The sequence below is a fragment of the Nocardiopsis rhodophaea genome (assembly GCF_039530945.1).
In the GTDB taxonomy this organism is placed as follows: Bacteria; Actinomycetota; Actinomycetes; order Streptosporangiales; family Streptosporangiaceae; genus Nocardiopsis_C; species Nocardiopsis_C rhodophaea.
Genome location: NZ_BAAAPC010000009.1, coordinates 212176 through 233097 on the forward strand (window position 1 = coordinate 212176; position 20922 = coordinate 233097).

General features: G+C 69.2%; 18 protein-coding genes and 1 pseudogene. 11 read left to right on the plus strand and 8 right to left on the minus strand.

The features are described from left to right. Positions 1-645 precede the first annotated feature (645 nt). Positions 646-1254, plus strand: coding sequence for a hypothetical protein (locus tag ABD259_RS12510; protein WP_344162433.1), 609 nt, complete (start codon positions 646-648; stop codon positions 1252-1254). Positions 1255-1752: 498 nt separating this feature from the next. Here the strand turns inward: ABD259_RS12510 and ABD259_RS12515 are convergent. Both ABD259_RS12515 and ABD259_RS12520 read right to left on the minus strand, forming a co-directional pair. After that, a protein-coding gene (locus tag ABD259_RS12515) for an IS3 family transposase (RefSeq protein WP_344162463.1) occupies positions 1753-2912 on the minus strand; the annotation gives its coding sequence in 2 pieces (ribosomal slippage) (positions 1753-2660 and positions 2660-2912; 1161 coding nt in all). Next, on the minus strand, positions 2818-4023 hold the full coding sequence (locus ABD259_RS12520) for an RNA-guided endonuclease InsQ/TnpB family protein (protein ID WP_344162436.1): 1206 nt from the start codon (positions 4021-4023) through the stop codon (positions 2818-2820). The genes ABD259_RS12515 and ABD259_RS12520 overlap by 95 nt, the downstream gene beginning before the upstream one ends. A gap of 15 nt (positions 4024-4038) precedes the next feature. Here ABD259_RS12520 and ABD259_RS12525 point away from each other — a divergent pair, with 15 nt between their 5' ends. The 5 genes from ABD259_RS12525 to ABD259_RS12545 all read left to right on the plus strand — a co-directional run bounded on the left by ABD259_RS12525 (position 4039) and on the right by ABD259_RS12545 (position 8213). Then, positions 4039-4509 carry a type 1 periplasmic-binding domain-containing protein gene (locus tag ABD259_RS12525; RefSeq protein WP_344162438.1) on the plus strand — a complete coding sequence of 157 codons (471 nt, stop codon included), beginning with the start codon at positions 4039-4041 and terminating at the stop codon, positions 4507-4509. A 1190-nt stretch (positions 4510-5699) separates the two neighbouring features. Then, positions 5700-6737, plus strand: a complete 1038-nt coding sequence (locus tag ABD259_RS12530; protein ID WP_344162441.1) for a sensor histidine kinase — start codon at positions 5700-5702, stop codon at positions 6735-6737. A gap of 75 nt (positions 6738-6812) precedes the next feature. Further along, entirely contained in the window at positions 6813-7238 is a 426-nt protein-coding gene (locus ABD259_RS12535) for a roadblock/LC7 domain-containing protein (protein ID WP_344109450.1), read from the plus strand. Positions 7239-7363: 125 nt separating this feature from the next. Further along, on the plus strand, positions 7364-7642 hold the full coding sequence (locus ABD259_RS12540; protein ID WP_344162444.1) for a DUF742 domain-containing protein: 279 nt from the start codon (positions 7364-7366) through the stop codon (positions 7640-7642). 13 nt (positions 7643-7655) lie between these two features. Continuing rightward, complete coding sequence (locus tag ABD259_RS12545; RefSeq protein WP_344109458.1) at positions 7656-8213, plus strand: GTP-binding protein; 558 nt, start codon at positions 7656-7658, stop codon at positions 8211-8213. Between the two features lie 879 nt (positions 8214-9092). Here ABD259_RS12545 and ABD259_RS12550 read toward each other — a convergent pair. Beyond that, positions 9093-10235 (minus strand): helix-turn-helix domain-containing protein, encoded by a 1143-nt coding sequence (locus ABD259_RS12550; RefSeq protein ID WP_425573516.1) that lies wholly within the window; start codon positions 10233-10235, stop codon positions 9093-9095. A 489-nt stretch (positions 10236-10724) separates the two neighbouring features. Between ABD259_RS12550 and ABD259_RS12555 the strand changes: the two genes are divergently transcribed. Next, entirely contained in the window at positions 10725-11138 is a 414-nt protein-coding gene (locus ABD259_RS12555; RefSeq protein ID WP_344109449.1) for a hypothetical protein, read from the plus strand. 95 nt (positions 11139-11233) lie between these two features. Here the strand turns inward: ABD259_RS12555 and ABD259_RS12560 are convergent, their stop codons facing one another. Next, positions 11234-11638 carry a DnaJ family domain-containing protein gene (locus ABD259_RS12560; RefSeq protein ID WP_344109447.1) on the minus strand — a complete coding sequence of 135 codons (405 nt, stop codon included), beginning with the start codon at positions 11636-11638 and terminating at the stop codon, positions 11234-11236. A gap of 175 nt (positions 11639-11813) precedes the next feature. Between ABD259_RS12560 and ABD259_RS12565 the strand changes: the two genes are divergently transcribed. Both ABD259_RS12565 and ABD259_RS12570 read left to right on the plus strand, forming a co-directional pair. Beyond that, complete coding sequence (locus ABD259_RS12565; RefSeq protein WP_344109445.1) at positions 11814-12437, plus strand: TetR/AcrR family transcriptional regulator; 624 nt, start codon at positions 11814-11816, stop codon at positions 12435-12437. Between the two features lie 117 nt (positions 12438-12554). Further along, complete coding sequence (locus ABD259_RS12570) at positions 12555-13958, plus strand: acyl-CoA synthetase (RefSeq protein ID WP_344162446.1); 1404 nt, start codon at positions 12555-12557, stop codon at positions 13956-13958. Between the two features lie 37 nt (positions 13959-13995). Here the strand turns inward: ABD259_RS12570 and ABD259_RS12575 are convergent, their stop codons facing one another. Further along, positions 13996-15444: an FAD-binding protein gene (locus ABD259_RS12575; protein WP_344162448.1), complete on the minus strand. Its 1449-nt coding sequence runs from the start codon at positions 15442-15444 to the stop codon at positions 13996-13998. 310 nt (positions 15445-15754) lie between these two features. After that, positions 15755-16675, minus strand: a complete 921-nt coding sequence (locus ABD259_RS12580) for a DsbA family protein (protein ID WP_344162469.1) — start codon at positions 16673-16675, stop codon at positions 15755-15757. Between the two features lie 323 nt (positions 16676-16998). On the opposite strand from ABD259_RS12580, the pseudogene ABD259_RS12585 reads away from it, so the two are divergent. Further along, positions 16999-17612, plus strand: a pseudogene (locus tag ABD259_RS12585) (mycothiol-dependent nitroreductase Rv2466c family protein). 22 nt (positions 17613-17634) lie between these two features. Here the strand turns inward: ABD259_RS12585 and ABD259_RS12590 are convergent. Then, positions 17635-18459: an LLM class F420-dependent oxidoreductase gene (locus tag ABD259_RS12590; RefSeq protein ID WP_344162451.1), complete on the minus strand. Its 825-nt coding sequence runs from the start codon at positions 18457-18459 to the stop codon at positions 17635-17637. 54 nt (positions 18460-18513) lie between these two features. Further along, positions 18514-19635: an FAD-dependent monooxygenase gene (locus ABD259_RS12595; RefSeq protein WP_344162454.1), complete on the minus strand. Its 1122-nt coding sequence runs from the start codon at positions 19633-19635 to the stop codon at positions 18514-18516. A 185-nt stretch (positions 19636-19820) separates the two neighbouring features. On the opposite strand from ABD259_RS12595, the gene ABD259_RS12600 reads away from it, so the two are divergent. Beyond that, entirely contained in the window at positions 19821-20801 is a 981-nt protein-coding gene (locus ABD259_RS12600) for a TetR/AcrR family transcriptional regulator C-terminal domain-containing protein (RefSeq protein WP_344108201.1), read from the plus strand. Positions 20802-20922 lie beyond the last annotated feature (121 nt).

A 20922-nucleotide genomic window follows, 5' to 3' on the forward strand; every position in this document is an offset into this window, starting at 1 on the left:
CCATCGGCGAATTGGTACTGCGCCTCGACCTCAGCTACACGGACCGCAACGGGGCACGCGAGCTCGTGGTCGCCGAAATTAAGAAGTACTGCAGGCTCGACCGGATCGAAGATCTCCTCCGTAAGATCGCAGACGACATCCTCTCCCTTCCTGTGGATCCGCTCACCGGAAATGCCGCTACAGGCCTGCTGGGCCGCCCGGTCACCGCTGCCGTCAGCGCGCTGACCTCTCGGATTTTCGGCAGCCGTCTGTTCCTGGGGCGCTACAAAGTCTGGTTCGGCCACCGCGACCAGGGCTACACCGACGACCCGATCGGCGCCTTGGTGCAGCTGAACCAGCAGTGGAACGCGCCGAGCCACAACGGCGACCGGGATGAGGCGGCTGATGTCCTGTGCGCGGCTTTCCTCGCCGATCTGCGGAAGGCCTTCTCCCACGGAAAGCGTTCGGCGTCCTGGTTGCTGACCCCAGTGGTCCTGCTGGACAACGCCGATGACGAACCCGGCCGCAGCTTTCTCGGTCACCTCGCCCGTGCGCGCCGCGCCCTGGAAATCGACGACCGTAGCGGCGCGCTGACGATCACCGCGACCAGTCGCGGCTCGCTGCTGTGGGCACTGCCGGACGACACCACGGCCACTGTCAGCGCCAGTGTTGCTGCGGCGGCTCGCCCGATGCGGACCCAACACCAAGACAAACTGGCCAAAGGTCTTCTGCTGGCTGCGCGCGGAAGCCCTGCGGCGGGACGACATCGTCGGCCTGCTCTACTACACGCTGGCCCTGGGAGAGCTGAACGTCGTCGCCACGGAACTGACCGAGCGCTTCGACAAGGGTCACGGAGCGGCCGGACCGACCGCCCCTCCGGCCGACGGCACCGCCATCGGTTCCCCGGACGGTCCGGAGGTCCACACCCGGAACGGGCTGCTGACCGCTGTTACGATCGCGCCCCACTCGGACGTCACGCTGGATCGGCCCGCGCCCATCGAGCACATGCACGAACTGCTGGCGCAGGCCGCGGGGGACAGGGAGCCGACCTCCGCGGACCACCTGCCCTTCGCGACGCAGATCCGGCGCCTCGTCGCTGCCCTGTGGCTCGCCGCCGATCCCTTCACCGGTACCGAGCGCCGCCACCTCCATGAGCAGATCGCTGCCGACTACCATGCCCTGGCCTTGGGTTCCCCACACAGTCCGGCGTCAGGCTCGTCGGCGTCCAGTGCGTCGACGCGCTGGACGCCTATACCGACGACCAGAAGGACCTGAAGTCGGCCATCCTCCTCAGCGACTCGAACGAACCGGACCTCTTCGTCTCGACCTTGCGCGAGGCCTACGAACGGGAGCTGTCTGACATGTTGAAGGACTTCCCAGCGCTGCCGTTCCGCGGCTCGACGCTCGACGAAGCTCCGCGTGCCGGCCTGTTCGACAGGATCACGCTCAGCAATTTGCACCGCCGACCCCGACATGGTCGTCTACGCCGGACGTACCCAGGACCTGCACAAGTTCATCGACTCGCTCTCCGTACGGGTGTGCCGAAACGACCCGCTGACCGTGGCCTTCTCCTTGACTGCTCCCCCGCTTGAAGGCGGGGGATTCCAGCCTTCATAGCCTAGGTGGGGATCCATGGCTCAGGCAGCCAGATCAGGCAGCGCCTGACCTGGTCTCACACCCTCAACACCATCCGGGTCCAGACCAGCCCGGACAAGCATCACCCGCGCGGAGTTCTTGTCCGGGCATTCCCCCCGAAGGGTGGACACGTTCTGATTAGGCAGCGAGCTCCAGGCTAACCGTCCGCTGTTCGTAGACGAGCGGGCTGAGGTGCCCGTTCGCTGAATGACGGCGCCTGGTGTTGTAGCGCGCGATCCAGGAGAACACCGCCAGCCTGGCCGCCCGCGGGCTCGCCCACCGCCTCAGCCCCCGCCCGTGCAGCGTCTCGCGCTTGAGCGTGGCGTTGAACGCCTCCGCGGCCGCGTTGTCCGCGCTGGAGCCGACCGCGCCCATCGAGCGGGCCACCCCCGCCTTCTCGCAGGCCGCGGCGAAGGCGGCGGAGGTGTACTGGGCGCCGTGGTCGGAGTGGAACACTGCACCCCTCAGGCAACCGCGCTCGCGCCGGGCCGCCTCCAATGCGTCGGTGACCAGCTCAGCGCGCATGTGGTCGGCCACCGACCAGCCCACCAGGCGGCGCGAGTACAGGTCAACCACTGTGGCCAGGTACAGGAAGCGGCCGCTGTCCAAGGGAAGGTAGGTAATGTCGCCGACATAGCGCCGGTTGGGCGCCTCGGCGGTGAAGTCCCGTCCGATCAGGTCCGGCACCACCTGGTCGCAGGGGTCGGGAACGGTGGTGCGTACCGTCCGCCGCAGATGGACGCCCTGGATCCCGGCGGCGCGCATCAGCCGCTCCACCCGCTTGTGGTTGACCCGGTGCCCCTGATCGCGCAGCTCGGCGGTGATCCGCGGCGCCCCGCAGGCCGGGTCCTCGCCGTGGACGGCGCGGATGGCCGCGGTCAGCTCGGCGTCGGCGGCCGCGCGCTTCGCGCGCCCCGCCGCTCCCGCCTTCCAGGCGTAGTAGCCCGAGCGCGACACCTCCAAAACCCGGCACAGCCGCTTGACGCCATAAGCGCCGCGGTGGTCCTCGACGAAGCAGAAGCGGCTCACTGCTTCATCTCTCCCGCGAAATAGGCGGCCGCCTTGCGCAGGATCTCCCGCTCTTTCTCCAGCTCGGCGACGCGTGCGCGCAGCCGCCGGTTCTCCTGCTCCAGGCCGGGCCCCTCAGGCGCCCTGGCCGGACCCCGCGCGGCCGGGGCGGTGGACCCCGGGTCTTTACGGCCGTCATCGATACGGATCCAGGAGCGCAGCGTCTCGCGGTTGACGCCGAGGCTGTCGGCGATCTCGGCGATCGTGGCCCCGGGCCGGGAGCGGTACAGGGCGACGGCGTCGGCCTTGAACTCCGGCGGGTAGACCTTCATGGCCATGGTGTGGACTCCTCCTCAGACTCAATTGTCCGATATGTCCACTACTCGGGGGGAAGTCCCCTACGGCCTTGGCCCACCTGCGGCCGGTGTCGGTGCGCTGCCGCGCGACCTTCTTTTGCAGTCTGGCCGATTGCCGTTGGGCTCTTCGGTATCCCCTAGTCTGGGATTTCCCCCGGGGTTGGCGGCGCCGCGCCATCATCCGCTGATACCGGGCAAGCTTCGCCGCCGCGTTCCTGCCGTGCTCGGCGTGCGGAAGGTCGTGGGCATCGGATGTGGTGGTGGCGGTTTCCTTCACACCCCAGTCGATACCGATCACACGTCCCGTGGTGGGAAGTGGTTCAACCTGCGTGGGGACCACGAAGCTGCAATACCAGTGCCCCAAGCTGTCGCGGTACACGCGCACGCTGGACGGATCGCCCGGAAGGTCGCGCGACCACACCACCCGAACCACGATGCCCCCGGCCAGGTGCAACCGGCCGTCCTTCAACCGGAATCCGCGCCGCGTGTAGTTCAGCGTCGGGTCGGCACGGGCCTTCTTCTTGAACCGGGGCAGGCCCGCGCGCTGCCGGACGGGCACCCGGGCCTTGATGTCCTTCTGTGCTTTGGCGCGGGAGCGGGCGAAGTCCCGGATGATCTGCTGTTGGGGAACGGACGCGCCTTTGCGCAGCCACTTCTTGCCCAAGCGCCACCCGGTCAGCATCTTGTCGAGCTGACCCGGTCCGCAGGTCCGCTGGTCTGCACCCTCGGGACGGGTCCGGTTGTAGGCGTGCGCCTGCTTGGACTCGGCAACGCATTGGTTCCACACCCAACGGCAACGACCCCACTCCTTGAGGAGGGCACGGTGCGCGGTTGCCGACAGGCGCAGACGGTAGGTGTACCGGGCCGAACCGGTGTCCTGTTCCGTCTGCTGGGTGGGCATGTCCGCCAATCTAGCGAAGGAGTACGACAGATGAGATACCGAGGCTGCTCGGGGTGGGCGCCGGACCGCCCGGGGGGCGGTTCGGCTTCCCTTGTACCGCTGCGCGGGGAACCGGATTCCTCCCCGGCCTAAAGGCCGGGCCATCCTCCGAGAGATTCGGTGACGGGCCTGTCCATATTGGAGGACGAGGAGGCCTTGGAGAAGCTGAAGCAGGGCAAGATCACCCTCGTCTACGCGTCGGCCACCGATCCGGACTGGTCGAAGAATCCGGATGGCGCCCCCGAGTACTTCCCCGCCTTCCTCTCCGCCTACACGAGATTCATCGGCCGTGGCTCCGACGCCCTGAACGATGGCTACGCGATCATGCACCATGACGCGATGGCCACAGCCGTCTCGGCGGTCCGCTTCGCCGAGCCGGTTGAGGGGGAGGGGCTGCGGCCGATGGACGTGTATGACGCGCTACTCCTCCTCCACACCGCGCGCCCGGTCCCGGGCGCGAGCGGCACGCTGAGCTTCACGCAGGAGGGCAACGGCAACCCCGCGGGCAAGTTCGTCCCGGTCATCGAGGTCCGCGGCCCCGACGACGTGCGGGCGGCCAAGGGCGACACCTTCGTCACCACGGCGGAATAGCGACGCGCCCCGTCCGGCCGCGGTTACGGCTCCACGGTAACCGCGGCGATTCCTCCCCCTGGCCTCGCACACAATCGTCATAGCAGGTCATGAGGGCGCCCCGGAATGAATCTCGGACGGACTGGCAAATCGACCCCGGAAATATACGGAAACGCCTGAGCGCGCCCCTGATGCGGGGGTACTGTTCTGAGCCACGCAGAACAGCAGGCGCAGAACAACCGGTACTTTCGCGCGGCCGTCGGTCTCTTCGGAGGCCACGTCTCGCGCCCTGAGGATTTGTGCATTCTATGACGTTAGGTGTTGCGGTGACGGGATCGAACATCCCCGGCCCAACGGGGGAAGGACCTCCGGGTTCGGTGTCGGCGCCGCACGGGCCGACCAGACATGTGGAGGCGCGCATCATCGTTCTCGGCCGTTAAACGGCGGGGCGGCGAGAACACGTCAGCCACCCGGTCGGTCCACCTCCGGCTGGAATGCCAGGTAGTTGAATTCCGGATATCCGGTCATTCGGCGCACCTGGGTGCGAAATCCCCCTGAGCCATTTCCCCGCCAACGCGGAGACCCCGCATCGGCGTGTGCCGATGCCCTCGACCGCACCCCGACGGGCGCTTTTCAGTGCCCTCTCTATTTGTTTTGTCCAAAATCAACCATGTGACCCCATAAGACCAGCCAACGCCGCGATGATGCTTTTTGACCGGATTGTCATTCGCGGCAGCGAGGACGTCGAAGAACGACAGACCGCCCACGGAGCGGCGAGTCAGCAGACCGCCCTGAGCGGACAGCCCTGAGTGAGGAGATGCGCCGTGGCAGAGGTGCCGTCATCGGCCGGTCGCGACGACCAGCCCCGAACACAACCGCCGGGGAAGGAGGGACGCCAGGAGGTGAGGAGAAAAGGTGAGGCCCGCAAGGGGCGGCTACGCCGCTTCCTGTCATGGCTCGGGGGATCGGCGCCCTCCGCCCCTACGCCGCAGCCCCCACCCGCTCCACCGGCCGACCAGGGCACGGCTCCCAGAACCGGTGCGCCCCCGGCGCCGCCCCCGCCAACCTCGCCCCCCGGAACGGAGGTTCCGTCGGCGGCGTCTACACCCGAGGGCGAACGTGTTGGGGATGCCGGGCGGGGGACGGAGGTTGCGGAGTCGGCGGCCCCGGAGGGTCAGGCGACCCAGGTCGCCGCGTACGAAAGCGTCCCTGTGCCGGAGCAGACGGCCATCGACGCCGCGGCGGCGCGACAGGCCCGGCTGATGACCGACACCCTGGCCAACCTCGCGATGCGCGACCTCACGCTCATCGACTCCCTGCTGGCCGTCGTGGAGGATCTGGAGGAGACCAGCGACGACCCTGACCTGCTGGAGCGGTTGTTCAAGATCGACAACCTCGCCACCCGGATGCGCCGCAACGGCGAGAACCTCCTGGTCCTCGCCGGGCAGGAGATCGACGACCCGCGCACCGACCCCGTCCCGCTCCTCGACGTGGCCCGCGCGGCCATCTCCGAAATCAGCGACTACGACCGGGTCCAGGTGGGCCGCCTGCCGTCGACCGCTCTGGCCGGCTCTGCCGCCGACGACCTCAGCCATCTCCTGGCGGAACTTCTGGACAACGCCACGGCGAAGTCGCCGGCCCACGCCCAGGTGGTCATCAGCGGGCAGCGCATGTCCGACGGCCGCGTCCTGCTGGCCGTGGAGGACGAGGGCATCGGCATCTCCAGGGAGCAGATCGCCGACCTCAACTACCGGCTCAACGGCAAGCCCGTGCTGGACGAGCAGGTCATTCGGCACATGGGCCTGTACGTGGTGAGCCTGCTGGCACAGCAGCACGGCTTCGAGGTGCAGCTGGAATCGCGGGCGTTCCGCGGCATCAGCGCCTTCGTCATCGTGCCGACCGACCTGCTGCGCGCGTCCTCCCCGTACGGCGCCCCCACACAGGAGCCACGGCCGTCCATGCCCGCCCTGGTGTCGCCGAGCGCTCCCCCGGCGTCGCCCACGGGTCGCCACGCCCCGCAGAGCGACGGCGACCGGTCGCCAGTGACCTCGGCCGGGCTGCCCCGGCGCACCGCCAACCGCTCCCAGACCGCTCAGCGGATCGCCGAGGGGATGGACATGCCAGCAACGGCCACGGACGCAGCACCACACACCCCCACGGACTCATCGGAGAGGGCCGCGCGGATCAGCGCCGACCTCGACGGCTTCGTCCAGGGCGAGCAGGCGGCCTCAAGCCAGAACGATCCCTGAACACGATCCGTGACCTGTGAAATGGGCGCATGCCCTACCCCCTCCGGTCCCTAGTAGAGAAAAGGGTTTCTCGAAATGAATCGCCAGCTGAGTGAGAATGCGGAGAGCTTCGCCTGGCTCGTCTCCAACTTCGTCGAAGAGGTTCCGGGAGTCGAGCACGCCATCGTGGTCTCCTCTGACGGACTCCTGCTGACAGCGTCGGACGCTTTCCCGATGGAACACGCCGAGCAGCTCGCGGCTATCGCCACCGGCCTGCACAGCCTCGCACATAACGCCGCCCGGATATTCTCCCGGGGCAACTGCGAACAGCTCATCGTGCGCATGCAGCGCGGTCACCTCTTCGTGATGGCAATCAGCGACGGCTCCTCACTGGCCGTGCTCACCTCCCCCGATGCCGAAATGCGCATCGTCGCCTACCAAATGACGTTGCTCGTGGAAAGCGCCGCCCACGTGCTCACCCCCCAATTGCGTTCCGAACTCCGCGAAGTGGTCGGCAACTAGCCCAGGCCGTCCGTCCAAACCATGCGTGAAGAGGTTGCCATCACATGAGCTATCGCAGGAGAAGGAGCGGCCGCATCCGCCCCTACACCTTCACGGGCGGGCGGACGAGATCACGGCATCCGCTCATGGTGCAGACGCTGGTGTCGATCGCGGACCCCGGAACCCAGCCGCCGCCGTCGATGATGCCGGAGGCACGCAACATCTTCGAGTTGTGCCGGTCGACACGGTCTGTGGCGGAGCTGTCGGCGGAGCTGAAGATCCCGCTGGGCGTCACCCAGGTGCTGCTGAGCGACCTCGCCGATCAAGACCTCGTGTACATCCACCCGACCATCACCGGTCACAGTCCATCGGAAAACCAGGTTCTCGAGAGGGCTCTACGTGGTCTCGAACGACTCTTCCAGTGACAACAGGTCGATGCTGTCGACCAAGATCGTCATTGCCGGCGGCTTCGGGGCCGGGAAGACGACCCTGGTCAGTTCGGTATCCGAAATCCCGCCGGTCGCCACCGAGGCCATCATGACCGAGGCCAGTGTGGGGCACGACGACACTTCAGCCACCCCCTTCAAGACGACCACCACGGTCGCCATGGACTTCGGGCGCATCACCGTGGACCGGGAGCTGATCTTGTACATGTTCGGTACGCCCGGGCAGTCACGCTTCTGGTTCATGTGGGATGACCTGGTGCGGGGGGCCGTCGGCGCCGTCGTGGTCGTGGACTGCCGCCGACTGGCCGACAGCTTCGACGCGGTGGATTACTTCGAAACGAACCGGCGCATCCCCTACATCGTGGCCCTGAACAGATTCGACGGCCACCTGGACTACTCGGTCGACCAGGTCCGCGAGGCACTGGAGGTCGGCCCCGATGTCCAGATCGTCGACTTCGACGCGCGCGACACCCAGTCATGCGGCAGTGTCCTGATGTCCCTCCTGCGGCACGCCCTGGAGCGCCCCCAGGACACCGAACTCGTTGGCTGACCCCGCCCATCTGGGGCGGGGTCGCCCAGCCATGTCCGCGCGTCCGCGTGCTGCCGCCTGCTCGTCCGCTGTCCGCCGCGCTCTCGATCCGTCGTCGGAGAAGCTCCCCTGAGCCGCTGCCCCGACGACGGGATCGGCGGGACCCCGGATCGCCTGGATCGGCATCCAGGGGGTCCACCGGCCCCGCCGCCACGAAGCAGCGCCCTAGGGAACGACCTTCGTAGGCATCGCATCCCCCGCGTTCTCCCTCGCTGATCCGGCAACCGGTGCCCGCGCCTGCCGCGCGGCGTCGGCTTCGGTAGATCGGCGTTCCACTGTGCGCAGGGGTGGACAGGCCCTCCGCCGTCGGCGGGATACCGAGGGCGAAGGGCGTCGGCTTCGTCGGCCGGACCACCATCCACATGCGCACCTGCGGGATCCGGCCGACCCAGCCCCGCTACCCGGCCCCGTCCAACCGGATACCGGTGCGCGCGGCGAGGACGCGTCGGCGGGCCATCGGCCGCGACCGTGCGGACAGGAGCGGGGACACGTTCCCCTGTGCCCTGTTCCCGCCTTCGGGGGCGGAGCCTCGCCACGACGACTTCTATGGTTGCGGCGACCCGAGGTATTCCCCATGACCCTCGGGCCGCCGCTGGACGGTCCGCCTTGCGGTCGACCCTCGCTCCCCCAAAGCGCGGACCACCGGCGGACGTGGTCGGAGTCGATCCCCCGTCGAAGTGGAATCAGTTCAGCGCATCAGAAAGCAACCAGCAAAGGTTGCAGAACGTTGCATGAACTTGACCCAGAGTCATCTAGTGATTGCGGAACAGGACAGCCCGGCTGACGGCCGACGCTGTGCCGATGGCGACGCCCGCGGCTCCCCCGCCCTTCCGCGGGGGATCAGGTCGACGCAAGACCGTGGTCCGCGCGGGCGCGGCGGATGCCGGGGGCTTCGGAGGCGGGCATGAGTGCCATGAGGTCCACCGGCGCGAGCACGGTGACGTCGACGTTCTCGCTGAATCGATAGGGGCGGCTCTCCACGATCCCTCCGAGGTGGCGTCGGAGGCGGGACATTTCGGCGCGGACCGTCACCACGCGTTCCTCGTCTCCGAAGAGGTCGGCCGCGAGCTGGGCTGCGCTGCGCCCCTCTGGGTGGCGGGCCAGGAGGAACAGGAGTTCGGCGTGCCGCGCGGTGAGACGCTGGGTCCACTCCCCGCTGGGGCCGCCGACGGTGATGGAGGCAGCCGAAGGCGCGGTGAGGTCGAGGCGGGCGCGCATCGCCGGTGCGGTCTCGGCGTCGGTCGGGCGGATCAGCCAGCCGCCGGGCAGCGGCTCCATCCGGCACTCGCCCAGTTTCGGCAGCCAGACACGGTCGCGCTCCGCGCGCTTGGGCAGTGGGACGCGGCGCACCGGCTCCATGTTGGCGACGGCGGCCGTCCATCCCTCGTCGTCGACCACTAGCGCCTTTTCCGTGAGGCCCGCCAGGAGGGGGGCGGCGACCGATCGCAGCCGTTCCAGGTGCGCGTGGTGCATGCAACGCAGTCGGGATTCGGCCAACCGCGCCACGGCGTCGACCAGGGCGAGGGTGGAGGGGTGTGCGGTCGACGCGGGACCGGTCACGTCGATGACCCCGGCGACACGGCCGTCGCGGGGATCGCGGATCGGGGCGCAGGCGCAGGTGAGGGAGTGCAGGCCGCGCACGTAGTGCTCGGCGGAGTAGACCTGGACGGGGCGGCCGACCATCAACGCCGTGCCGATGGCGTTGGTCCCGGCCGAGTACTCGTCCCAGGCGGCTCCGACGACCAGTCCGGCGCCGTCGGCGACGCGACTGATCTCGCGGGGGCCGTCGCGCCACAGGACACGACCCCTGTCATCGGCGACGACCATGACGTGTCCGGCGTCCTCGGCCACGGGAACAAGGGATTGGCGCAGGAGGGGCATGAGGTCGGAGAGCGGGGAGTCGTTGCGGTGGCGCTGGATCTCCTCGCGCCGCAGCGCCATGCTCGGCCTGCAGTGGTCGGGGTCGATCCGGTGGCGGAGCATGCGCCGCCAGGACTCCTCGATGACCGGTCGCAGCCGCGCGGGCGGGGGCGACCCCGACAGTGTGGCCTCGTGGACGCGGCGCAGCAATCGGGCGTACTCCCGCGCATCGATGCCCGCAGGCAGGGCGGTGTCAAGGCGTGTTGGCGCCACTGCGACCCCATTGACCTCACTGGTGGGACGGATCACTTCATCCTTGTGGGGGACGCGGTGGAGATCAACCGAAACCGCGAAGCCCGCCGCCTTTCGGTCGAGGCTCGCGGGACGATATGCCCGTTTTGGCGGGAATCGCCGAATGTGGGACGGGGGAAAAGACACGGGAGCCGGGCCGGGCCAGCGGACGCGCAACGGGGCTCACCCGCGGCCATGCGGAGTCCTTACACATTCTTTCCGTTACTTAGAATCACAGTGTGTTTACTCTAAGTAATAGTTTCGGTAGAGAACCGTCATAGGAAGCACGTCCGAGACATGGCCGGGATCGGAGATCTGTCAATGGGACGTCGAACCACATCCGCCGTGCTGTCCGCGCTTATCACCGGCGCGCTGCTCGCTGGGTGCGCCTCGGAGCTGGGGGAATTCAAGCGGGTCACCGGTGAACTCTCGGCGGCTCTGCTGCGCCAGGAGGCCCAGGACGCCTTCGCCCGGAAGGGCCACCCCATCCAGGGGAAGCTCGAATGCCAGCCGGACATCAAGCAGCCCACCGATCTGGTGGTGGAGTGCAGCGGGCTGACGCACGCCGAGGCGGAGGCGCACTTCACCGGCATGATCGATCGCTACCGGCTGTCCCAGCAGGAACCGGGTGACGCCGGCCTGCCCGGGACGTACCGCGGGACGGTCAACGGCAAAGAGGTCTTCCGGATGAACTGCTTCAGCTGCAAGCCGCAGACGCCTTCGGGTACGTCCTGAGCGGCGCGCTGTAGGGACGGGGCGTGTGCGGGGCAAAGAGTGCCGCTGGGCCTTCGCGCTATGCCGGTTTCGCCCGTCCCTCCGATCGCTGATCGTCAGTCGCCGGTGTGCCGCTCGCGCCACTCGTCGATGACGCGCTCGACGTCGTAGGGCATCAGGTGGAGGGGCGGCCCGGGGAGAGGCCGCTTGAGAGCGTCGCGGATCTTTTCGTTGATGTCCTCGACGATTCTGCGCGCCCGAGCCTCGGTCCTCGCCTCCCGGACCGCGGCGAGCGCGTCCTCAGCCTCCTTGCGCAGAGCGAGGGCTGGCGGCAGGAGGGAGACGTTCTCCTCACGCAGCTTCTTCTTGACCCACCAGTTCTCGTCGTAGGGCTTGTCGAGGTCGGGGATGGGCTTGCCGGCGCCCGGCAGGTTGTCGAAGTCGCCGCGGTCCGCCGCTTCGCGGATCTGCCGGTCGACCCACGATTCGAAGCTGACGCCCGGAGGCTTGCGTTCGGTCATGGCGTGGATCCCTCCTGCTGTCGTCGGCGCCGGGACAAACGCCCTCCACGCTGTGCGCTGTGCGCTGTGCGCTCGCGCCGGACCGACGCTCCCCCGCACCATTCTGGTACACAGGTACCATAATGGTGCGCCAATACCATGAACAGCGGGCCCGCCCGTACGAGAGGATGATCCCGTGCCCAAAACCGCCGATCACGACCAGCGCCGCGCGCAGATCGCCGAGGGACTGGTCCGCGTCGCCGGGCGCGAGGGACTCCACGCCGTCACGATGCGGTCCGTGGCCGCCGAAGCGGGCGTCTCCCTGCGGCTCGTGCAGTACTACTTCGAGAGCAAGGCGCAGCTGATGCACTCGGCACTGCTCCACCTGGAACGCGCGAGCAACGAGCGGTGGGCGGCACGGCTGGCCGAGCTGCCGAGCCCACACACAGCGCGCGACTATGTGGAGGCCTTCCTCGCTGAGGCCCTGCCGTCCGACGAGCGCAGCCGCGTCTTCCATCTCGTGTGGACCTCCTACGCGGTCCTGGCGATGACCGACGAGCCACTGGCCGAACAGCCGTTCATCGATGGGCCCAACCGACTCGAACGGCAGCTCGCGGACGTGCTGCGCAAGGCCCAGGCCACCGGCGAACTGCCCGCGGGCCTCGACCCCGACCACGAGGCTGCCCGCCTAACCGCCGTCAACCACGGGCTGGGCACCAGCGTCCTGGTCGGACAACGCACACCGGAGGCGGCGCAAGCCGTCCTGCGCTACCACCTCGATCACCTCTTCGGGGCCGAGGAGGCCGCGCCCCGCGCCTGACCGCCGCGGCCACCCTGCCCCCGCCCCTGACGGGACCACCGGCGCCCCGTGAGCTAGCGTGACCATGCCGTCGCACCCGCGTCGTGCCGCTCGCACGGGAGAAGAATGGGGAGGGCAATGCTGCTGGATACGGGGGCCGCCGTGCGGACCGATGTCCCCGCGGTGCGGGTCGGCGACGACGCGATGGATCGCGAGGAGCTGCGGTCGGCCGCCGCGGCCGTGGCCGAACGTGTGGCCGGTGCTCCGGCGGTGGCAGTGCACGGCGACGCGCACCTGTCGACGATCGTCGCGGTCCTCGGCGGTCTGACGGCCGGCGTACCGGTGGTACCGGTCCCGGCCGATTCCGGGGCGGAAGAGCGGCGGCATATCCTGCGCGACTCCGGGGCCGCGCTGTGGGTGGGGGCGCCGCGGGAGGACGTGGACCTGCCGGTCGTCCCCGCTGATCCCGCCGCCCGCTCCTCAGTCTCCATGCCCGAGCCCGCGCCGGAGTCCACCGCGCTGATCATGTACACGTCCGGGACCACCGGCCCACCCAAGGGGGCCGTCATCTCGCGGCGGGCCCTGGCCGCCGACCTCGACGCGCTGGCCGACGCGTGGGCGTGGGCCCCCGATGACGTGCTGGTGCACGGTCTGCCGATGTTCCACGTCCACGGGCTCGTCCTCGGTGTGCTGGGGCCGCTGCGCGTGGGCAGCCCGCTGATCCACACGGTGCGGCCCACGCCCGTTGCCTACGCCGCCGCGGCGCGGGCCGGGGGCACCCTGTTCTTCGGCGTGCCCACGGTGTGGTCGCGCATCACGGGGGATCCCGACAGCATGCGGGCGCTGGCCGGGGCGCGGCTGCTGGTGTCGGGCAGCGCGCCGCTGCCCGATGCGGTGGCGCACGGCCTTGCGGCCTCGATTGGGCTCGCTCCGGTTGAGCGATATGGGATGACCGAAACCCTGATCACGCTCGCCGCCCGAGCCGACGCGCCGCGGCGCACGGGGTGGGTCGGTACGGCACTGGACGGCGTGGAGTCACGGCTGCGCGGCGAGCACGGGGAGGCGGTTCCGGCGGACGGCGAGACCACGGGCGAGCTGCAGGTCCGCGGAACGACGCTGTTCGACGGGTACCTCGGCCTGCCAAAAGCGACCGCGGCCGGGTGGACGGAGGACGGGTGGTTCCGCACGGGCGACGCCGCGGTCCTCGACGCGGACGGCTGGCACCGCATTGTGGGACGGATGTCAACCGACCTGATCAAGAGCGGCGGCTACCGCATCGGGGCGGGCGAGATCGAGGCTGTTCTGCTCGACCACCCCGCGGTGCGCGAGGCGGCGGTGGTGGGCGAGGCCGATGACGATCTCGGCCAGCGGATCGTGGCCTACCTCGTCGGCGAGAACATCCGAGCCCACGAGGTCATCGACTTCGTGGCCGGGCGGCTCTCGGCGCACAAGCGCCCACGCGAGGTGCGGGTGGTCGACGCGCTACCGCGCAACGCCATGGGCAAGATCCAAAAGAAGCTCCTGGGAGACGCGCGGCGCTGAGGCCGGGCTGTGCGTACGGCGCGGCTGGCGGTGATCGTCAGGGAAAGATCCCCTGGCCGGGCGCGAGAATGCCCGCGGGGTCACACGTACGCTTGGCAGCGGCGAATACCGGCCACTGGTCGCCGAAATGCGCCTCCCAATCGCCGCGGTCCATCGGGACGCTGCCGACCGGGTAGCGGACCGCGCCCAGTCCGCGCGCCAGCTCGTACGTTGACCGGTTGGCAGCGATCATCGCGCGGGTGTCAGGCACGCGGGGGCCAGGGGTCGCGGTCTTGAGCAGCGCGAACAGGAACACCAGAGGTGCGTCGGGCACCTTCGGCAGAGGTGTGCTCAGCGACACGCGAGGGATCGGGTAGATGAGCACGACGCCGCTGGGCCCGATATCGGCGGGGGTGAGGCGCTCCATCACGGACGCGGCGAAGCCGTCGGCGGCGGTATCGGGGAGGAGCAGGTTCAGCCACGGGTGCGGGTCGTACCACTCGCCGGTCGACTTGAGGTAGTCGACGCCCGGGGCGACCCGGTCGGCGAAGTCGTGGTAGGGCGTGTCCTCGATCTCCTCGGCACCGCGCTCGAAGGAGAGGTCGCCGAGGAGAGCGTCGTCGTCGGGCGTGGTCCCGCCGTCGTGGTACGCCGCCGCCTCCAGCGTGTAGCGCCAGCCCGGAGCACCGTCGGGTGCCGGTTCCGCGTTGCCTTCGAGGTAGTCGAATCGGCCGTCGCGCACGACCCGCCGCTGGTCGGCGGTGAGGGACTCGACCGTGGGATACGGCAACTGGTAGCGCCGCACCATGGGCGGGGCAGGGGCCAGGGCCACGGTGGCGCGGGTGATGATCGCGCACTGGCCGAGCCCGCCCAGAACGGCGTGGAACAGGTCGGGCCGTCGTCCCGGGGAGCACACGACGCGCGTGCCCGCACCGGTGACCACCTCCAGTTCCTGGACGGTGTCGACCTGCGCGCCATAGCGGTGCGCGGCGCCGCCGAGGCCACCGACCGACAGTGTGCCGCCGACCGACAGACCCAGGTAGTCGGTGAGGACGGGCGGGGTGCGCCCGTGCGCCAGGGTCGCGGCGAGCACATCGCTCCAGCGCGCGCCGGCCTGGACCTCGGCACTGTCGCCGCGGACCTCGACGCCGCACAGCGACCCCATCGCGATCACGAGACCGCCTTCGGCCTGTGCCTGCCCGTTGGTGGCGTGGCCCTGGCCGCGCGCCGCCACCGGGATCCGGCGCTCGCGGCAGTAGCGCACCATGGCCTCGATGTCGTCGACCGAGCCGGGGTGCAGGACGGCCCGGGGGTAGTGCCGCACGTGGTGACCGAAGTCGTCGGCGACCGCGGCGCGGGAGAGCGGATCGACGGCCAGTTCGCCGTCGAGCGGTGGCAGGTCGGCGAAGGGCGGTGCACTCCCTCCCTCGGATCCGGCACCGCCGGTCGGGGGCCATCGCGTCAGGTGGGGATCTGTCCCGCTCGACTCCCTTTTGCCGTCACACATGCACCGGAGCATACAGGGAGGTCATCTATCCCGTGATTTTTGATAATCCCGCCTACCGCCTCCGAGAATTCGCAGATCACAGGCCACCCTGTGCCATTACCACCCGCGTTTTTCCCCACGCGGAACTCCGACTCGGCGGTGGAGAAAACATGCTGATCGGAGTGGAAAAACGGGACGCCGCGCTCCGCCGCCGTGATGCCAACGGCCGCAGCCACGGGCCGTTTGGCCCGCTGCGCAAAGAGCGGTCCGGCGACACAAGCGCACCCGCGGGCACAGGCGCCCCGAACACCCCTTTTCCTCACGGCCGAGGTTATGCGTTCCCCGTGCTCACCTCGCCAGGGGACGCGTCCTCAACGGCCTTCTTCAGCGCCTTCGGCCGGAACGCGTCGTCGGGGGCGACCTTTTTCCCGTTGATGTAGACCGTCGGCGTGCCCGTGAACGCGTCATCACCGGAATAGCGGTCGGAGACGGAGCTCGTCGCGGTGAGCACCTCGCCGACATAGGTTCCGTCGAGGAAGGAGCTGTCCACGCCGTTGTCGTCGCCCCACGCGATCAGGTCGCCCACGGTCATGGTGGAGAGCTTTGCGGCTCCCAGCTTGTCCTGCGCCTCGCGCGTCAGCCGTGGGGTGTAGTCGTCGACATAGGTGGCGACGATCTCGTCCTCGTCCTTGACCCGGTCGGCGAAGGCCGGGTCGTCGATTCCAACGTCCTCACCCCACGCGCTGAGGTCCCGTACGGAGAACCCGGATTCGCCCTCGGTCGGCTGGTTCTCGAAGAGCACTTCGCTGAACTCCGCGAACTTGCCGTAGTCGGCCGCCGCCCGGGCCGCCGCGGCCGCCCGCAGCGAGTTGCTGCTGAGAGGGGCGGGCTGCTGGGAGAAGATGCTCACCGGCCGGTAGTGCACGATCGCCTCGCCGTCCGTTGCCAGACGCCGGAGGGTGTCGCCGGACGCGGCCTCGAACTGCTTACAGGCCGGGCACTGGAAGTCCGCGTAGACCTCCACGACGGGCGCGTTGGCCCCCTGCTCCGCCAGCACCACACTGCCGTCCTCCTGGAGGCGCTCCGGACCGTCGCCGTTGTTCCCCCCGGCCTTCCCGTGTTCCGGAGCCGATCCGTCGGCGGCCTCCTCCTGTGCTGCCGTGCCGCCCGCGGTCCCGTGGTCGCTTCCGGTGCCCAGTGCCACCACGGCGAGCACGGCGACCAGCGCCACCGCCAGCACACCGGCGACCATGATCGCCACGATCAGCGGTGTCTTCGACGTCCCACCTCCCGGAGGCGGACCACCGGTCGGGGGCATCCCGTACGCGGGTGGGACGGGCGCCTGGGGTGGATGGGGCGGACCCTGCGGAGGCCGCGGCTGTTCAGGATGGGGCTGCGGGCCATTACCGCCCTGAGGAGGGAAGGTCACAGGAAACGCTCACTTTTCTCGGTTCTCGATTGGGCTTCGGTCGGACTTTCCCTGCGGACACCGACCAATAGATCACCTTATGTCGCCACATGCATTCCCGTGGCCGCGTACGAAACGGCGCGACGGACGTCCGATAGCCTCGGCCGATGACGCGTTCGTGCACCGCCGACATCTGGTTGGACCCGTCCTGTCCATACAGCCGATTGACCGCCCGATGGCTGGTGGCGGTGGCGCGGGTCCGCCCCGTCGATGTCCGCTGGCACGTCATGAGCCTGTCGGTGCTCAACGAAGGCCGCGACGACGACCCGGAAGGCGATCCGGAGGGGTATCTGTGGATCCCCGCGCGGATCTGCGCGGCGGTCCAGGAACGGTACGGGCACGCGGCGCTGGGACGGTTCTACACCGCCCTGTGGGCGGCCGGGAGCACGGAGACGGTGACTGGATCGGCGGCGTCGACCAGGCCTTGGCCGACGCCGCCCTTCCCCGCGAACTGGCCCGGGTGGGAACGTCGGAGGAGTACGACGACGCGCTGCGCGCCTCCCACGCCGAGGGCGTCAGCCTCGTCGGTGAGCACGTCGGCACCCCGATCGTCGCGGCCACAGGCGCAGACGGCGAGCGTGTGGCGTTCTTCGGCCCGGTCATCTCCGAGGTTCCCACCGGAGAACCGGCGGGACGCCTGTGGGACGCCGCCCTCGTCGTGGCGGCGACGCCCGGCTTCCACGAACTCAAGGGGCCTCCGCCGACGGAGCCGAGCCCGTGAGCGCACCGCTGGGACGCCCTTCTCAGTTCCGGAATCGCTCGGTCACGGCGGCGAGCTCGTCGAGTTTCCGCAGGGTGGCGGACTCCGGCAGGGTGTCGAGGTGGAAGGTCGCGCGGTCGGCTCCGGCCTCGGCGAACTTGCCCAGGGTGGCGAGATCGCCCTGATCGGCGGGGGCGTTGAGGGTGACGCCGGTGCGGCCCTGTGCGGCCAGTGATTCGCGTACCTGGGCGATCTCGTCGGGCGTGGCGTGCACCGGGAACCAGCCGTCGCCCTGGGTGGCCAGCCGGGCCAGGGCGGCGCTGCTCTGGCCGCCGATGTAGACGGGCGGGTGCGGCCGCTGGACGGGTTTCGGCCACATGTGGATCGGGTCGAAGTCGACGTGGTCGCCATGGAACTCGGCCTCGTCCCGGGTCCAGATCGCCTTCAGAGCGGCGATCTGCTCGTCCAGCAGGCGTCCGCGCGTACGGGGATCGGTGCCGTGGTTGCGCATCTCCTTCTTGTTCCAACCGACGCCGACGGCGAGGATCACGCGCCCGCCGGAGAGGAGGTCGAGGGTGGCGGCCTCCTTGGCTGTGTGGATGACATCGCGCTGGATCAGCAGTGCGATGCCGGTACCGAGCACCAGGTTTTTTGTCGCGGAGGCGGCGGCCGTGAGAGCGATAAACGGGTCGAGCGTGCGGTAGTACACGCGGCCGAGTTCTGTTCCGTCGGGTGCCGTTGTTCCGCTGGGAATGTGCGAGTGCTCCGCCAGAAAAAGCGACTCGAATCCCCGTTCCTCCAGGGCTGTGCCCAACGCGTCGGGGCGGATACCGTCGTCCGTGACGAATGTGGAGATGCCGAATTTCATGTCACCCGGCAACCCCGACTCCGGCGCGGCTATTCCCGCACGGCTGGGCCGCGGTCAGTCGTCCAGGTCAATCGCGCTCTTGACGCGCTCGACGCGTGCGGTGTTCTCGGTTTCCGTTGTCGCGGATTCGTCGGGGAAGGCGAGTTCCTGGTTGAGCTCGACGAACGGGCGCATGCGTTCCTCGTAGCGGGCGAAGGCGGTGCGGTGGTCGTCCGGGGCCCGACCCAGCTCGTCGGCGAGGATGTAGGCGCCCACCAGGGCAAGGCTGCTTCCCTGGCCCGACTGCGGGGAGGGGCAGTGGGCGGCGTCGCCGACGAGGGCCGTCCGGCCGCTGGACCAGGTGTCCATGCGGATCTGGGCCATGGAGTCGAAGAAGAAGTCGTCGGCGTCCCACATGGCTTTCAAAAGCCGCGGGGTCTCCCAGTCCATGGTGGCGAAGCGGTGGGCGAGGATGCGTTTCTGCGCGTGGGTGTCGCGGTAGTCGTAGTCGAACGGTTCGTCCTCGAAGCCCATCATCACGCGGAGGCGGGTGTTGTCGCGTGTGGGGTAGAGGCCGTAGGCGGCCTCGGGCAGGTTCATGTACCAGATCTGCCAGTCGTGCAGGTCCAGGAAGTTCTCGGTGCTGAAGATGCCCGCGAAGGCGCCCATGGGGCGGAGGAAGCGGTGCTCCTCGCCGAAGGCCAGCCGCCGGACGGTGGAGTGCAGACCGTCGGCCCCCAGCACGAGGTCGAACGTGCTCGGCTCACCGCGCTCGAATTCCACGCGGACGCCCGAGCCGGTGTCGGTTAGGGCGGAAACAGAGTCGCCGAAGCGGTACACGACGCCGTCCCGTGCCTTTTCGTGGAGGAGGTGGGCGAGGTCGTCGCGCATAATCTCGATGTCGTCGTTGTTAAACCACCCCCCGGTGTAGGTCATCTCGGTGGAGCGCTCGACCTCGTTGCCGTCGGCGTCGAGGACGGACTGGCCGGCGAAGCGGGTGCGGGCGCCACGGGCCGCCTCCAGGAGCCCCATCCGCTCGACGACCGTCAGCGCGGTGCCGCGGATGTCGATGGCCTGCCCGCCTGGGCGTGGTGCGGGGGCGCGCTCGACCACGGTCGGGGTGAACCCGTGTCGGCGCAGCCAGTGGGCCAGGGTCAAGCCGGCGATACCTGCCCCGGATATAAGTGCTGTGGGCATGACACAACTCCTGTAGGCACTGTCCGATACGCCGTATGCGCCCTCGAATGTACAGCGTATCCCGATTCGACTCAAAGGAGTTAACGAAGTCGTTCACCAGAACAGACCGGTGTTTTACGATGGCAGTGCCAGCAGATCAGATCGTCCATTCAGTTGCCTTCTGTACTAGAACAGGAAGCCATGGGGTGAACGTAGGACCGGAGCCGCCCTACCAGCGCATCGCGGCTGACATCCGTCGGCGCATCGCCGACGGCGAACTGGCGCCGGGCCAGCGCTTGCCCTCCACCCGGCGCCTCGCCGCGGAGTGGGGGGTGGCACTCGCCACGGCCGCCAAGGCGCTGTCGTCGCTGCGGCACGACGGAACCGTCGAGGCGATCCCGCGGGTCGGCACGCTGGTGGCCCGGCCGGCCGGGCGGGCGGATTCTCCGGCGGCGGCTCGGGCGCCTCGGGACGGCGTGGTCCCGGGGCGTCCCGTCGAGGGCGATGGGGACGGCGGCCCCGACAGGGAGCTGTCGCGAGAGCGCGTTGTCGGCGTCGCCATGGAGATCGCCGACGCCGAGGGACTGTCCGCGCTGTCAATGCGCGGAGTCGCCTCCCGGCTCGGTGTCGCCGCTATGACGCCCTACCGCTACGTCAACAGCAAGGACGACCTGATGCTGCTGATGGCCGACGCGGCGTTCGGCGAGGAGACCTACCCCCATGACGCCCCCACCGGGTGGCGGCCCCGCCTGGAGCAGTACGCCCGGAGCATATGGGGCGCCCACCAGCGGCACCCCTGGCTCGCCCACATCAACCCGCTGCGCCGTCCGGAGGCCCTGCCCCACCTGTTCTCCCATACCGAGCAGGTCCTCAGCGCGCTGGAGAACCACCACCTGCCCGTGGTGACCAGGGTCAACATCAATGTCGTCCTCTACAGCTTCGTGCAGGGACTGGCGGTCCACCTGGAGCGGCAGGCCCAGGCAGAGGAGGCGACGGGGCTGTCGAGCCAGGAGTGGTCGGTCGTCCAGACCCCCGCGCTGGAGGCGCTCGCGTCCGCGAACGAGTACCCGGCGTTGTCCCGGGCTCTGGCTGAGCTCTCCGAGGGATACGACCTCGACCTGGACACCATCTTCGAACTGGGCCTAAGCGCTCTCCTCGACGGGTTCGCCCACATGATCGAGGCCTAGACGAGTGATTCCTTGAAACGTCGTAGTCGTCCGCAAGCCCTGAGTAGCCGAGGGCAGGGCGGCGGCCTCGTGATCGGGCAAGGAGACCCGGACGTGGGCGAAGGGCGTCCAAGATCGTGGT